The 13651-nt window shown below is 60.3% G+C and carries 12 protein-coding genes; 9 read left to right on the forward strand and 3 right to left on the reverse strand.

Annotated features, from left to right (window positions below):
• Nucleotides 1-31 precede the first annotated feature (31 nt).
• Nucleotides 32-952, forward strand: coding sequence for a zinc ABC transporter substrate-binding protein ZnuA (gene znuA, locus AB4O16_RS16695; protein WP_160388522.1), 921 nt, complete (start codon nt 32-34; stop codon nt 950-952).
• Between the two features lie 93 nt (nt 953-1045).
• On the opposite strand, the gene AB4O16_RS16700 is transcribed toward znuA, so the two are convergent.
• Together AB4O16_RS16700 and AB4O16_RS16705 are read right to left on the reverse strand one after the other, a co-directional pair.
• On the reverse strand, nt 1046-1996 hold the full coding sequence (locus tag AB4O16_RS16700) for a homoserine kinase (RefSeq protein ID WP_460155341.1): 951 nt from the start codon (nt 1994-1996) through the stop codon (nt 1046-1048).
• 57 nt (nt 1997-2053) lie between these two features.
• Nucleotides 2054-2344 carry a DUF2782 domain-containing protein gene (locus tag AB4O16_RS16705; protein WP_110658219.1) on the reverse strand — a complete coding sequence of 97 codons (291 nt, stop codon included), beginning with the start codon at nt 2342-2344 and terminating at the stop codon, nt 2054-2056.
• Between the two features lie 74 nt (nt 2345-2418).
• Here AB4O16_RS16705 and polA point away from each other — a divergent pair, with 74 nt between their 5' ends.
• Entirely contained in the window at nt 2419-5223 is a 2805-nt protein-coding gene (polA, locus tag AB4O16_RS16710; protein WP_160388520.1) for a DNA polymerase I, read from the forward strand.
• A gap of 322 nt (nt 5224-5545) precedes the next feature.
• Here the strand turns inward: polA and yihA are convergent, their stop codons facing one another.
• Nucleotides 5546-6190, reverse strand: coding sequence for a ribosome biogenesis GTP-binding protein YihA/YsxC (yihA, locus tag AB4O16_RS16715; protein WP_008002192.1), 645 nt, complete (start codon nt 6188-6190; stop codon nt 5546-5548).
• Nucleotides 6191-6381: 191 nt separating this feature from the next.
• Between yihA and AB4O16_RS16720 the strand changes: the two genes are divergently transcribed.
• The 7 genes from AB4O16_RS16720 (at nt 6382) to AB4O16_RS16750 (ending at nt 13651) form a co-directional block, all read left to right on the forward strand.
• The gene (locus AB4O16_RS16720; RefSeq protein ID WP_060540368.1) at nt 6382-6672 is read left to right on the forward strand and encodes a c-type cytochrome; all 291 of its coding nucleotides are present in this window, start codon (nt 6382-6384) and stop codon (nt 6670-6672) included.
• 46 nt (nt 6673-6718) lie between these two features.
• Nucleotides 6719-7348, forward strand: a complete 630-nt coding sequence (locus AB4O16_RS16725; protein ID WP_103397942.1) for a c-type cytochrome — start codon at nt 6719-6721, stop codon at nt 7346-7348.
• 200 nt (nt 7349-7548) lie between these two features.
• The gene (locus AB4O16_RS16730) at nt 7549-8190 is read left to right on the forward strand and encodes a thiol:disulfide interchange protein DsbA/DsbL (RefSeq protein ID WP_460155342.1); all 642 of its coding nucleotides are present in this window, start codon (nt 7549-7551) and stop codon (nt 8188-8190) included.
• A 14-nt stretch (nt 8191-8204) separates the two neighbouring features.
• Nucleotides 8205-9083: an endonuclease/exonuclease/phosphatase family protein gene (locus tag AB4O16_RS16735; RefSeq protein WP_160388518.1), complete on the forward strand. Its 879-nt coding sequence runs from the start codon at nt 8205-8207 to the stop codon at nt 9081-9083.
• Nucleotides 9080-11083: a GGDEF domain-containing protein gene (locus tag AB4O16_RS16740; RefSeq protein WP_460155343.1), complete on the forward strand. Its 2004-nt coding sequence runs from the start codon at nt 9080-9082 to the stop codon at nt 11081-11083. The genes AB4O16_RS16735 and AB4O16_RS16740 overlap by 4 nt, the downstream gene beginning before the upstream one ends.
• 92 nt (nt 11084-11175) lie before the next feature.
• Nucleotides 11176-11955: an N-acetylmuramoyl-L-alanine amidase gene (locus AB4O16_RS16745; RefSeq protein ID WP_160388516.1), complete on the forward strand. Its 780-nt coding sequence runs from the start codon at nt 11176-11178 to the stop codon at nt 11953-11955.
• A 76-nt stretch (nt 11956-12031) separates the two neighbouring features.
• On the forward strand, nt 12032-13651 hold the full coding sequence (locus AB4O16_RS16750; RefSeq protein WP_160388515.1) for an EAL domain-containing protein: 1620 nt from the start codon (nt 12032-12034) through the stop codon (nt 13649-13651).

Raw genomic sequence — 13651 nt, forward strand, 5'->3', positions numbered from 1 at the left:
TTACCCGTTCTCGCCTCTTCGAGTGGTCATCGTGTCCCGACTTTTTTCTATCTTTGTCGCATTTATCGCAAGTTTTCTGCTGATCGGTCCGGTGCAGGCCGAAGTCAAAGTCCTTACCAGCATCAAGCCCCTGCAGTTGATCGCCGCGGCGGTGCAGGATGGCGTGGCGATTCCCGAGGTTTTGCTGCCACCGGGTGCCTCACCGCATAACTATGCCCTGCGCCCTTCCGACGTACGAAAGGTGCAATCGGTGGACCTGCTGTACTGGATCGGCCCGGACATGGAAGGCTTTCTGCCCCGGGTGCTCAATGGCCGTACGCTGCCCAGCGTCGCCGTGCAGGATCTGTCAGGCATGAAACTGCGTCACTTCACCGAAGATAACCACTCACATGCCGAAGAAGCCGACGAACATGATCACGATCACCGTCCGGGCAGCCTCGATGCACATTTGTGGCTATCCCCCGTCAATGCCCGGGTCATCGCCGCGAAAATGGCGGCTGACCTGAGTGCCGCCGACCCTGACAATGCCGCGCGTTATCAGAGCAATCTCAAGGCTTTTGACGAGCGTCTCGATGCGTTGGATGTGCGCCTGAAAAAACGTCTGGCCGATGTTCAGGGCAAACCCTACTTCGTGTTCCACGAAGCTTTCGATTACTTCGAAGACGCTTACGGGCTCAAGCACGCGGGTGTGTTCAGTGTCGCAGCCGAGGTACAACCCGGTGCCCAGCATGTCGCGGCAATGCGCACGCGGTTGCAGGAAGTCGGCAAGACGTGCGTGTTCAGCGAGCCACCGTTGCGTCCGCGCCTGGCGGAAACCCTGGTGGCGGGTTTGCCGGTGAAGCTGGCTGAGCTGGATGCGTTGGGCGGGTACACACCGGCGACGGCTCAGGGTTATGAGCAGGTGCTGGAAAAGCTGGGGAATGATCTGGCGGGGTGCCTGGAGTCGTTGTAACTTCCAGCATCGGCGTCGTCCCCAATCGCGGGCAAGCCCGCTCCCACTGAGATCATCGCGAACCTGTGGGAGCGGGCTTGCCCGCGATGCTTTTTAGAGGGCGAAAGGCAGCGGGGTGCTGACCGTCTGCCGCTGCGCCAGGCGCAGCTGGAACTCCATCGGATCGTGAATCAACACGTCCTGCCCGGCGAACGACTCCGCCGCGATCAAGCGTGACAGCCAGAACCGTACGCAAGCCACCCGCAGCAGGGTCGGCCACAACTCGGCTTCGGCAGCGGTGAACGGTCGCAAGGCCGCGTAAGCGCCCAGCAAGGCCCGCGCCCGCGCCCCATCGATCACGCCATCGTCGTCCGAGCACCAGTCGTTCAAGGCAATCGCCACGTCATAGAGCATCGGCCCGGAACAGGCATTGTAGAAATCGATCAGCCCGGTCAGGTGCGTACCTTCGAACATCGCGTTGTCGCGGAACAGGTCGGCGTGAATGTTCGCCCGCGGCAGAGCGAGGATTTTTTCTTTCTGCAGGGTGATTTCGTCCAGCGCCCGCTGCAGCAGGTCTTTCTGTTCGGCCGCGAGGTGTGACAGGAACTGTGTGCCCTCCTCGAGCATCCAGTCCAGGCCGCGATCGGTTTTGCGCTTGATCATGTTGGCCTGGGTCGCCAGGTGCAGGTGGCCGAGCAGCTCACCGACCTGTGCGCAATGCTGCGCGTTGGCCTGCTTGATGTGCTTGCCGGCCAGGCGCGGTTGCAGCAACGCAGGTTTGCCCGCCAGTTCACGCAGGGCCACGCCGTCGGTGGTGCGCAGGGCGTAAGGCACCGGCAGGTCGGCGGCGTGCAGCACGTCGAGCAGCTCGATGAAGAACGGCATTTCCTGAACCGGACCGCGTTCGACCAGGGTCAGGACAAATTCGCCCTGCTCCAGGCTGATAAAGAAATTGGTGTTTTCGCTACCGGCGGCAATCCCCTGGAAATCAAGCAGGCGGCCGAGGCCATAGGGGGCGAGAAAAGCTTCCAGCTCGGGCCGAGCCAGGGGGGTGAACACAGACATGTTTAAGCTGCCAGTACGGGCGCCGCTCGTGGGCCGGCGCCAATTGAAATTAAGAAACTACTTCCACTCAAAGATCTTCCACGACGGAATCAGCATATCGGGCTGGTCCGAGCGGATAAAGTTTGCATCTGTTCCGTCGGCGCGCACCAGAAAATACGGCGGTGCGCCCTTGGGCGTGACCTTGATTGCGTAGAGGAAACCGTTCTGACGGTATTCCTGAATGACTTTGTCCCCTTCCGTGCGGATCGTGACTTCCGGATCCGGTGTCGGCGCATCGTCCGCCGCCATGACGGCCAGTGGGGTAATTGCAAACAAGCCAGCCAGCAACAGGCGATTTAGTGTGCGCATGATAACCTTGTCCCTTTGTCGTCAACGGTCCCGCTATTCTAGCGCCGGACCCGCCGAAAAGGTTGATCCTGCTCATGAGCCAAGCCCCCCTCGTCCTGGTGGACGGTTCTTCTTACCTGTATCGCGCCTTTCACGCGCTGCCGCCGCTGACCACGTCCAAAGGCCTGCCGACCGGTGCGGTCAAGGGCGTATTGAATATGCTCAAGAGCCTGCGCAAGCAATATCCGGACAGTCCGTTCGCCGTGGTGTTCGACGCCAAGGGTGGGACTTTTCGCGATGACATGTACGCCGAATACAAGGCCAACCGTCCGAGCATGCCGGACGACATGCGCGTGCAGATCGAGCCGCTGCACCAGAGCGTGATCGCCCTGGGCTTCCCGTTGCTGTGCGTCGAAGGGGTCGAGGCCGATGACGTGATCGGCACCCTGGCCCGCAGCAGCGCGGCGGCGGATCGTCCGGTGATCATCTCCACTGGCGACAAGGACATGGCGCAACTGGTCGACGGTCACATTACCTTGGTCAACACCATGACCGGTAGCAGCATGGACGTGGAGGGCGTGAAGGAGAAATTCGGCGTCGCTCCCGAGCAGATCATCGATTATCTGGCGCTCATGGGCGATTCTTCCGACAACATTCCGGGCGTTCCGGGTATCGGCCCGAAGACGGCTTCAGGCCTGCTGGTCGGTGTGAACGGCGGCCTGACCGAACTCTATGCGCAGCTCGACATTGTGCCGACCCTGCCGATTCGCGGCGCCAAGACCTTGCCGGCCAAGCTCGAAGAGCACAAGGAGATGGCGTTCCTTTCGTATCAGTTGGCGACCATCAAGGTCGATGTGCCGCTGGACGTTGGGCTCGACGACTTGCAAATGGGTCCGGAAGATCCGGCCAAACTCTACGAGTTGTACAACCTGCTGGAATTCAAGAGCTGGCTGAACGACCTTGATCGCGACGCTAAACGCCTGGAACTGAGTGCTGCCGCCGAGCCTGCACCGGCCGTCGATCTGTTCAGCGAACCAGAGGCCCAAGCACCGGCCGCCGCTGCTGAAGCCGCCTATGAAACCATCCTCGATCAGGCGCGATTCGATGCCTGGCTGGAAAAGCTCAACAACGCGAGGCTGTTTGCCTTCGACACCGAAACCACCGGCATCGATGCGCAGCAGGCGCAGCTGGTGGGTCTGTCGTTCGCGGTTCAGGCCAACGAAGCGGCCTACATCCCGCTGACCCATTCCTACATCGGCGTACCGCAGCAGCTCGACCGCGACACTGTGCTGCGCGCGCTCAAGCCGATTCTGGAAGACCCGAACAAGCTCAAGGTCGGCCAGCACGCCAAGTTCGACATGAACATCCTGGCCAACTGCGCCATCGGCGGCGATCAGGCCAACGGCATCACCGTGCGTGGCATCGCCTTCGACACCATGCTCGAGTCCTACGTGCTCAACTCCACGGCCACGCGCCATGACATGGACAGCCTGGCGCAGAAGTACCTGGATCACACCACGGTGAGTTTCCAGGACATTGCCGGCAAAGGCGTGAAACAGCTGACGTTTGATCAGATCGCTCTCGAGCAGGCCGGGCCTTACGCCGCCGAAGACGCGGATATCACCTTGCGTCTGCACCAGACCCTCTTCGAAAAGCTCTCGGCCATTCCGAGCCTGGCCAGCGTGCTGACCGATATCGAAATCCCGTTGGTGCCGGTGCTGGCACGCATCGAGCGCCAGGGCGCCTTCGTCGACGCCGCCCTGCTGGGTGTGCAAAGCATCGAACTGGGCGACAAGATGGTGGCGCTGGAGCGTGAAGCCTTCGAGATTGCCGGCGAGGAGTTCAACCTCGGTTCGCCCAAACAACTGGGTGTGATCCTTTACGAAAAACTCGGCCTGCCGGTATTGAAGAAAACCGCCAAAGGCCAGCCGTCCACTGCCGAGGAAGTGCTGGCCAAACTGGCGGAAGACGACTATCGATTGCCGAAAGTGCTCATGGAATACCGCTCCATGAGCAAGCTGAAAAGCACCTATACCGACCGCCTGCCGGAGCAGATCAACCCGCGTACCGGGCGGATCCATACCTCGTATCATCAGGCGGTGGCGTCCACCGGGCGCCTGTCCTCCAGCGATCCGAACCTGCAGAACATCCCGGTGCGCACCGCCGAAGGGCGGCGCATCCGCCAGGCCTTCGTGGCCCCGGCCGGTTACAAGCTGCTGGCGGCGGACTATTCGCAGATCGAACTGCGCATCATGGCGCATCTGTCCCGGGATGAAGGGCTGATGAATGCCTTCCGGCACAATCTGGACGTGCACACCGCCACTGCTGCCGAAGTGTTCAAGGTCGAGCTTGCCGAGGTGACCTCCAACCAGCGCCGCAGCGCCAAGGCGATCAACTTCGGCCTGATCTACGGCATGGGCGCGCAGAAGCTCGGCAAGGACATCGGCGTCGACACCAAGACCGCCAAGGCTTACATCGATACCTACTTCGCCCGATACCCCGGCGTTCGCCAGTACATGGACCGCACGCGGGCCCAGGCCGCCGAGCAAGGTTATGTCGAGACGTTCTTCGGCCGTCGCCTGTACCTGCCGGACATCAATTCCAACAAGCCGCAAGAGCGCGCCGCCGCCGAACGCACGGCGATCAACGCACCGATGCAAGGCACGGCTGCGGACATCATCAAGAAAGCAATGGTCGCTGTGGATAACTGGCTGAGCGTGTCCGGCCTCGACGCCAAAGTCATTTTGCAGGTGCACGACGAACTGGTGCTTGAGGTGCGTGAAGACCTGGTCGACCAGGTTCGCGATGAAATTCGCCTGCACATGAGCGAGGCCGCGAAACTGGATGTTCCGTTGCTGGTCGAAGTAGGTATTGGAAATAACTGGGATGAGGCTCACTGAGCCATCAGAAAATTTTCGCTTTCTGCTGCGGCATAGCGCCGCGGCAGAAGGGCGCGAATTGCTTAGTCCTGAAGATAATCAGAGTTATTCCAAAGCGGTTTGAAAAAAATCTGAACTAATCTTGCAGCCAACACTCAGAGTTACTGAATGGCTGGTGAAGCCCTTCGATGCTCCTATGTTGTGTTAAGTGTTGGCAGATATCTGGACCCCGCCCTAGCGGTCTAGAGCTTGAACCCCGGAACTTCTCCCTCCCCATATGAAGTCCGGGGTTTTTTTTGCCTGCAGGAAACTGCCCAGGGACGCCCCAGGCAGCTTTTGCTGCTTACTGGGCTTCCACCTCGGCACCCTTGTCCGCCAGCTCCATCCAGCCTGCCAGCACCGTGTAGGCGTCTTCGAGGCCCATACGTTTTGGTGCCGAGAACAGCTGGATCGTCACCAGATCGCCCCAGCCCTTGCGGATTTCCGCCTGAACCTTGAGCAGCGTGTTCTTGGCCGCGCCGTAGGTGAGCTTGTCCGCTTTGGTCAGCAGAATGTGCATCGGCATGCCGGCAGCCACGGCCCAGTCGAGCATCAGAAGGTCGAAATCGGTCATCGGATGGCGGATGTCCATCATCAGAATCAGACCCTTCAAACTCTCGCGTCCACCCAGATATGCCTCCAGGTGACGCTGCCAGTGTTGCTTGAGCGGGATCGGTACTTTTGCATAACCGTAGCCCGGCAGGTCGACCAGACGGCGTTCATCGTCTAGCTTGAAGAAATTCAACAGTTGCGTGCGCCCCGGAGTTTTCGAGGTGCGCGCCAGGCTGGCGTGGGTCAGGGTGTTCAAGGCACTCGACTTGCCGGCGTTGGAACGCCCGGCGAAGGCGACTTCGAAGCCCTCGTCATCCGGACATTGGTCGACTTTGGCGGCGCTGAGCATGAAGGTGGACTGTTGGCACAGACCGAGGATGGGATTCTTGAGTTGCATGGGATTTCCGATGTGGGCGGCGCCAGGAATGGGTGCGGCAAGCAGTGTCGCTTCCGTTTCAGTGACGCCAGTATATAATGCCGCAGATTTTGTGTGCGCTTTGTCCCAGCGTAGGATGAAGTTCACGAGAGCGACAGACCTTGATTGCGCACTAGAACGCAGCACGCTCTCAACCCTGAAAAGGTCGTTTTATGACGAAATGGCTGCTAGCTGCCGGTGTCTTGATGCCGCTTTACAGCGCTCAGGCTACACAGGATCCGGAAGCTGTGTACAACCGTGTTTGTGGTGCCTGTCATTCCGGCCAACTACCCATGGCGCCGAAAAAAGGCGATCAGGAAGCTTGGACGCCGAGGTTGGCGAAAGGTATGGAGACGCTGGTGCAACACGTGACCCAGGGTTTCAAGGCGATGCCGCCGCGTGGTTTGTGCATGGACTGCAGTGCCGAGGATTACCAAGCCATCATCCATTGGATGAGCGAGTAAGCCCGGTCCATAACTCTTTAACCCTTAGCCGTAGTTGGATTAGCTGATGAAGAAATTGATCGTGAGTCTGCTGTTGACCGTGGGCATCTCCAGCATGGCTCATGCTGCAGGTGAGGCAGTACAACCGGGAGATGCAAAAGCCGGCCAGGCCAAAGCCGCCGTCTGTGGCGCCTGCCACGGCCCGGATGGCAACAGCATGGCGCCAAACTTTCCAAAACTGGCGGGTCAGGGTGAACGCTACCTGACCAAGCAGTTGCACGACATCAAGTCGGGCAAGCGCACCGTCCTGGAAATGACCGGCCTGCTGACCAACCTGAGCGACCAGGACCTGGCGGACATCGCCGCCTATTTCGCCAGCCAGAAAGGCAGCGTCGGCGCCGCCGACCCTAAGGTCGTGGCTCGCGGTGAAGCCCTGTTCCGTGGTGGGGACCTGGCCAAGGGCCTGCCATCCTGCACCGGTTGCCATTCGCCAAACGGCGCGGGCAACGCACCTGCCGGTTTCCCGCACCTGGGCGGCCAGCACGCCCAGTACATCGCCAAGCAACTGACCGATTTCCGCAAGGAAGAAGGCGGCCGCAACAACGACGGCGATACCAAACCCATGCAGACCATCGCCAAGAAACTGAGCGACGAAGACATCGCCGCGGTGTCCAGCTACATTCAAGGCCTGCACTAAGGCCTGCGGATCGGGCGTTGAACGCGGCGGTTATCGCCTGCAACGTTAACGCTCGATTAATCCGTTGCAACGAGTATAAAAAGGGTGGCCTTGGCCGCCCTTTTTTGTGGCCGCTGCCGTTACACTACAGAACTCAAGCCCGCCAGGACCTGTCTGATAACAGGTCGCGCGAGGCGAAAAAATTTGTCCAGGAGTGAAGCATGCGTAATCTGATCATCAGCGCCGTTTTTGCCGCTGCCAGCCTGTTCGGCATGACTGCCCAAGCCGCTGAAGCCCCCGCCGCACCTTATGTCGAACTGGCCAATCCGGTCCAGGTCGCCGTGCCTGGCAAGATCGAAGTGGTAGAGCTGTTCTGGTACGGCTGCCCGCATTGCTACGCCTTCGAGCCAGTGATCAATCCGTGGGTCGAGAAACTCCCTTCAGACGTGAATTTCGTACGTATTCCAGCCATGTTCGGTGGCCCGTGGGATGCTCACGGCCAGATGTTCCTGACCCTTGAAGCCATGGGCGTCGAGCACAACGTTCACGCCGCAGTGTTCAACGCGATCCAGAAAGAACACAAGAAGCTGACCGACAAGAATGACATGGCCGACTTCCTCGCTACCCAAGGCGTGGACAAGGACAAGTTCCTCGCAACCTTCGACTCTTTTGCTATCAAGGGTCAGATCGTCAAGGCTCGTGAGCTGGCCAAGAAGTATGAAATCACTGGCGTTCCAACCATGGTCGTCAACGGCAAATACCGCTTCGACGTAGGCTCCGCCGGCGGTGCGGAACAGGCCCTGCAACTGGCCGACAAACTGATCGACAAAGAGCGAGCGGCTAACAAGGCTGCCGCCAACTAAAGGCAGTCACTGCCATGCGCCGATGGGGTACTGAACGCATTGTTGGCCTGCATGATCCGCGGGTCAACGAGCATCATCTGGAGTCCACGGGCCTGCCCGCAGACAGTCGTTTGCGCTTGCTCAGCTTCAATATCCAGGTCGGCATCAGTACCGAGCGCTACCGGCATTACCTGACCCGTGGCTGGCAGCATCTGCTGCCACACACCGGGCGTGCCGACAACCTGCAGAAAATCGGCAGCCTGCTCGGCGACTTCGATCTGGTCGCCTTGCAGGAAGCCGATGGCGGCAGCCTGCGATCAGGCTACGTCAATCAGGTTGAGCATCTGGCCCACCTCGGGGCCTTTCCCTACTGGTATCAACAACTCAACCGCAATCTTGGTCGTCTGGCCCAGCACAGCAATGGCGTGCTCAGCCGGTTGCGCCCATGGGCGATTGAAGATCATCCGTTGCCGGGGCCAAAGGGCCGCGGAGCCATTCTGGTACGGTTCGGCGAAGGCCCGGAAGCGCTGGTGGTGGTCATGATGCACCTGGCGCTGGGCGCTCGGGCGCGCAGCCTGCAACTGGCTTACATCCGCGATTTGATTGGCGATTACAAACACCAGGTCCTCATGGGCGACATGAACACCCATGCCAGTGACCTGCTGCTGCACTCCCCGTTGCGTGACCTCGGCCTGCTTGCGCCGCAACTGGAAGCAACGTTTCCCAGCTGGCGCCCACAGCGCTGCCTGGACCATATCCTCCTGAGCCCGAGCCTGACCCTGGAAAAGGTCGAGGTGCTGGCACAGCCCATTTCCGATCACCTGCCGGTCGCGGTAGAGATTCGTCTGCCGGGTTCGCTCACGGCCGATGCATTGCCCGCGTTGAGTCCTGCCCCTCGCGGATCCCATGAATGAGCGACGAAACACAGCGCTGGAAAGAGAAATACCTCAAAAGCATTGAACAACAGGAAAAGCTCGAACGACGCTGGGACGCGCGGCTCGACTTGCTGCGTCGTGGGCTGGTGCGCAGCACCCTGGCGGCCGAAGGCACTGACCGCGCCGTAGACCAATGCATGAAGGAAATGCGCGAGGTCGTGCGTACCGACGACATGGACGCCGGCCTGGCCGCGCTGATTCCACGTCTGGAAAAAGCCGTGCTTGACTCTGAGCAGCGTCGGGAAACCCGGATCAACCAGACCAGTGCCGCCCTGACCGCGCTGGTCACTCAACTGCAAACATTGCCGTTGCCCCGCGACGTGAGCCGGCCGCTCAAGAATTTCGCCAAACAGCTGGATGCACGGGTCAGTCAGGCACGCGAGATACCCTTGTTGCTCAGCGAGCTCAGTGGTTTGCAAGGCAAGGCCCTGAGCCAGCTGGAAACCCCGACGGAAGCCGGTCGCCCGGGTTTGCTGCAGCGCTTGTTCGGCGGTCGTGAAGCGGAGGAGACGGCGGCCTCAGCGCTTGCCTCTCCTGCTCCGGCCGCCACGGTAGTCGAAAGGCCTGCGGCGATTATCGAGTCGGCTCCGGTGGTGATCGAGCCGCAAATCTGCGAAGCGCCCGTTACCGAACGAGTTGAAGACGACTGCGCACCGACCGTGGCCGAGCCCGTTCCGGCAGGGGTGGCCTTTGCACCTCTCGCTGCGCAGCCTCTATCCGCCAGTGCAGCCGCCGTCGAATCGACTGAGAACCCGATCCCGCAAACCATCGCGACACCGCCCGAGGCGCAAGCGAACCCCGACGAACTGATCGCGCAAGCATTACCCGATAGCCTGCCCTTGCCTGCGACTCCGGCTGCGGACGTGGTCGACGCCGATCAGCCGCCTTCCGAGCACGACATCCTCTACGCACTCCCGGATTCCCCTGAGCCCTCCTACAGCTCGGTGGCCAGACACATCGAAGACACGCTGCTGGGGCTGCTCGAAGACCTGACATTGCCCGAGCGTCACCGCCCGCAAGCCGAGTCCATGCGTGATCGGCTGAAAAACGGTCTGAACTGGTACGAACTGCTACCCATCCTCGACGACTTCGCCACGTTGATGCTGGCCATTACCGACAGCGGCCAGCACGAGTTCGAAGCCTATCTGCAACGTCTGAACGAGCGCCTCGAATCGTTCCAGAGCAACCTGCAAGCCGCCACCGCAGGGCATGCCGACAACCGTTCGGCGGCGCGGCAGATGGACACGCAGATCCGCGAACAGGTCGATGGCTTGCAAAACAGCATGCAGGAAGCCGCGGACCTGGAAGACCTCAAGCACGTTCTGGAAAACCATCTCGAGGGCTTGCTGGGCACCATGGACCAGCACCAGAAACAACGCGATGAGCGTGAGCAAGAGGTCGCTGCGCGCCTGCACAGCCTGGCCGAGCGGGTCGCCCATATGGAGCAGGAGGCCCAGGGTTACCGCGAGCACCTTGAAGAGCAGCGGCAGAAGGCATTGGTCGACCCGTTGACCGGCCTGCCCAACCGCGCGGCCTGGAGCGAGCGCCTGGAGCATGAAGTCAAACAATGGCAGCAACATGGCAACACGCTGCTGCTGGCCATGCTCGACCTCGATCACTTCAAGCGCATCAACGATAACTACGGGCACCTGGCCGGTGACAAAGTACTGAAAATCATTGCCAGCGTGCTGCACAAGCGTCTGCGCGGAACAGATTTCATTGCCCGGTTTGGCGGCGAAGAGTTTGTGCTGTTAATGCCGTCCACGGTGCCGTCGGCGGGGGCGAAGTTGCTGGAAAGCCTGCGCGCCGCCATCGAGGCCTGTCCGTTCCACTTCAAGGGAGAGCCGGTGACCATCACCGTTTCTATCGGCATGTCGGCGTTCAGGCCGGGTGAGCACGGTGATCAAGTGCTAAAAAGGGCCGATCAGGCGTTGTACCGCGCAAAAAATGCCGGACGCAACCGCGTGGAGCCGGGCTGATCATTATTTGTTCCATTTTGTTTGATTGCCGTCAGCCCGCCAGGCATTACGTTACACTGTTGCATTACTGTCTTGTGTGTACTGCCTTCGCCATGAAATATTTTGCTCTGATCGTGTCACTTGTTCTGCTGGCAGGCTGCGCCAGCGGCCCCCGTTTTGACACCAGTCATCCTTCAGCCAACTACGACAGCCGTGTGCAGTTCGTAGTGGTGCATTACACCAACGCCTCGCTGGAACGCTCGCTGCAGCTGCTGACCCGCGGCGAAGTCAGCAGTCATTACCTGATCGGTGACGACAAGGGCGCCACCATCTACAAGCTGATGGATGAAAACCAGCGCGCCTGGCACGCCGGGGAGAGCGAATGGAATGGCCGGACCTGGCTGAATTCCAGTTCCATCGGTATCGAAATCGTCAATCCGGGCTTCGACGACACGCCAACCGGGCGCGTGTGGTACCCCTACAGCGAAGATCAGGTGCAGTCCTTGATCGTATTGCTCAAGGACATCAGCAAGCGTCAGGGCATCAAGCCTCGCGATATCATTGGCCATAGCGATATTGCCCCGTTGCGCAAATTGGATCCGGGGCCGCTGTTCCCCTGGAAACGTCTGGCTGCAGAAGGCCTGGGTATCTGGCCGAATGAACAGGCGGTGGCGCGTCAGCAAATGCTGTTCGCCGAACAGTTGCCGAGCGTCAGCTGGTTTCAGGCGCAATTGGCCCGCCTGGGGTATGCCTCGCCACAAACCGGCGAGCTGGATGTCGCGACCCGGCATGTGATAGCGGCATTCCAGATGCATTTCCGCCCGACCCGTTTCGATGGCACTCCGGATGCGCAAACTGCGGCCCTGCTTCTGGTGTTGAACCAGACAAAATAATGACGCCCGCCCGACGGTCAGGGCTTTTTTCCAATCAGCAGCTATAACTCATTGGTAATCCTTCGGATATTACGCAATGACTGCTGCTCGAGAGACCTTCCGTAGTTGGTTCCATCGCCCCTGGTTCCTGGGGGTGATGTCGGCTGTCTTGAGCGCAACGTTATTGATGGCCGGCAGCCTGTTCGTCGCCATTCATCAGCTCGAGCAAAACGAAAGCGAAGAAATGAATGCTCAGGGTGAACGCTTTCTCGCCCGTCTCGAACAGCTCTTCGGGCAACTGCGGGAAAGCCTGGATGACCTTGAAGCGCAACCGTTGCGTGGTTGCGATGCGGAAATGATCGCGACCTTGCAACAGGTTACGTTCAATTATCGCTTCGTCTATGAAGCGGCCTATATGGACTCCTCGCGAATCTGCTCCAATCGACCGCGCCAGGAAGGGCTGTCGCTGAGTCGATCGCCAGACATCAAAGGCCCCACTTACAGCTATTGGCTCAACACCACCACCGAACCCGATGAAAACCGCGCCGCGCTGATGCTCGGGCGCGGGAATTTCCGGGTCGCGACCTCTCGTGGGCATTTGACCGATATGGTCGACTTGTCGCCGGGCAGCAGCCTGCTGGTAGTCCTGGACCATGGCACACGGGCGATTCCGGTGCTGGGGTCGTCCCAGATCTGGCCGCCCGTCGAGGCCTGGCCGCCGAAAACCCGTGATGCGCTGCAGATAACCCAGGCACGCCTGATATATCGCATGCCCACCGACAACCCGGAGTATCAACTGGTGTTGATCAGCCCGCGTTCCGGCATGCATATCCCGGCAGTCTGGTGGTGGCTGCTGCCGGCCAGCCTGGTGCTGGGCATCTGCGTCGGGTTCCTGGTGTTCCTGCTGGTGCAACAGCGACAGTCGCTGGACGCCGAACTGACCGGCGCGATTCGCCGTGGCGAGTTGCAGGTGCTGTACCAACCGATCTTCGACCTCGATAGCCGCAACTGTGTCGGGGCTGAAGCACTGCTGCGCTGGCGCAGGCCGGACGGCACCCTGACCAGCCCCGACCTGTTCATTCCGATGGCCGAGAACACCGGGCAGATTCGCCAGATGACGGACTTTGTCCTGCAACGCTTGCTCGAGCAACTCGGCCAGTTGCTGCGTGCCAACCCGCAACTGTACATCTCGGTCAATCTCGCGGCGTGTGATGTGATGGTTCCGCGAATCGGCCAGGTGATGGCTCGGCTGCTGACCCTGCACCGCGTCGCTGCGCGGCAAATTGCCTTTGAGGTCACCGAGCGCGGGCTGGTCGATGTGGTGGTGGCCCGGGAAAACCTGCAATCGCTGCGGGATGTCGGGCACCAGGTGCTGATCGATGATTTTGGCACCGGCTATTGCAGCCTCGCCTATTTGCAGACCCTGCCGGTGGATTGCCTGAAAATCGACAAGGCATTCATTGATGCATTGGGCCATGACGCCGCCAGCAGCGGTGTGGCTCCGCACATCATTCACATGGCCCAGTCGCTGCACTTGAAGGTGATTGCCGAGGGCATCGAACATGAGGCCCAGGCCGAGTTCCTGTGCAGTGAAGGCGTGAAGTTCGGCCAGGGCTGGCTGTTTGCCCATGCGCTGAGCGCGGTTCAGTTCATTGAATTGATAACCCGGGGACGACGTCTGGCCAGCGCTGGCCGACGCCTGGATGACGAAGCGTGA

Source organism: Pseudomonas sp. S2_H10, from assembly GCF_054668285.1.

Coding starts and splice junctions, on each gene's coding strand:
- polA (WP_160388520.1), top strand. CDS start 2,419: ATGAGCCAAGCCCCCCTCGTCCTGGTGGACGGTTCTTCTTACCTGTAT.
- AB4O16_RS16745 (WP_160388516.1), top strand. CDS start 11,176: ATGAAATATTTTGCTCTGATCGTGTCACTTGTTCTGCTGGCAGGCTGC.
- AB4O16_RS16725 (WP_103397942.1), top strand. CDS start 6,719: ATGAAGAAATTGATCGTGAGTCTGCTGTTGACCGTGGGCATCTCCAGC.
- AB4O16_RS16720 (WP_060540368.1), top strand. CDS start 6,382: ATGACGAAATGGCTGCTAGCTGCCGGTGTCTTGATGCCGCTTTACAGC.
- AB4O16_RS16700 (WP_460155341.1), bottom strand. CDS start 1,996: ATGTCTGTGTTCACCCCCCTGGCTCGGCCCGAGCTGGAAGCTTTTCTC.
- AB4O16_RS16705 (WP_110658219.1), bottom strand. CDS start 2,344: ATGCGCACACTAAATCGCCTGTTGCTGGCTGGCTTGTTTGCAATTACC.
- AB4O16_RS16740 (WP_460155343.1), top strand. CDS start 9,080: ATGAGCGACGAAACACAGCGCTGGAAAGAGAAATACCTCAAAAGCATT.
- AB4O16_RS16730 (WP_460155342.1), top strand. CDS start 7,549: ATGCGTAATCTGATCATCAGCGCCGTTTTTGCCGCTGCCAGCCTGTTC.
- AB4O16_RS16750 (WP_160388515.1), top strand. CDS start 12,032: ATGACTGCTGCTCGAGAGACCTTCCGTAGTTGGTTCCATCGCCCCTGG.
- AB4O16_RS16735 (WP_160388518.1), top strand. CDS start 8,205: ATGCGCCGATGGGGTACTGAACGCATTGTTGGCCTGCATGATCCGCGG.
- yihA (WP_008002192.1), bottom strand. CDS start 6,190: ATGCAACTCAAGAATCCCATCCTCGGTCTGTGCCAACAGTCCACCTTC.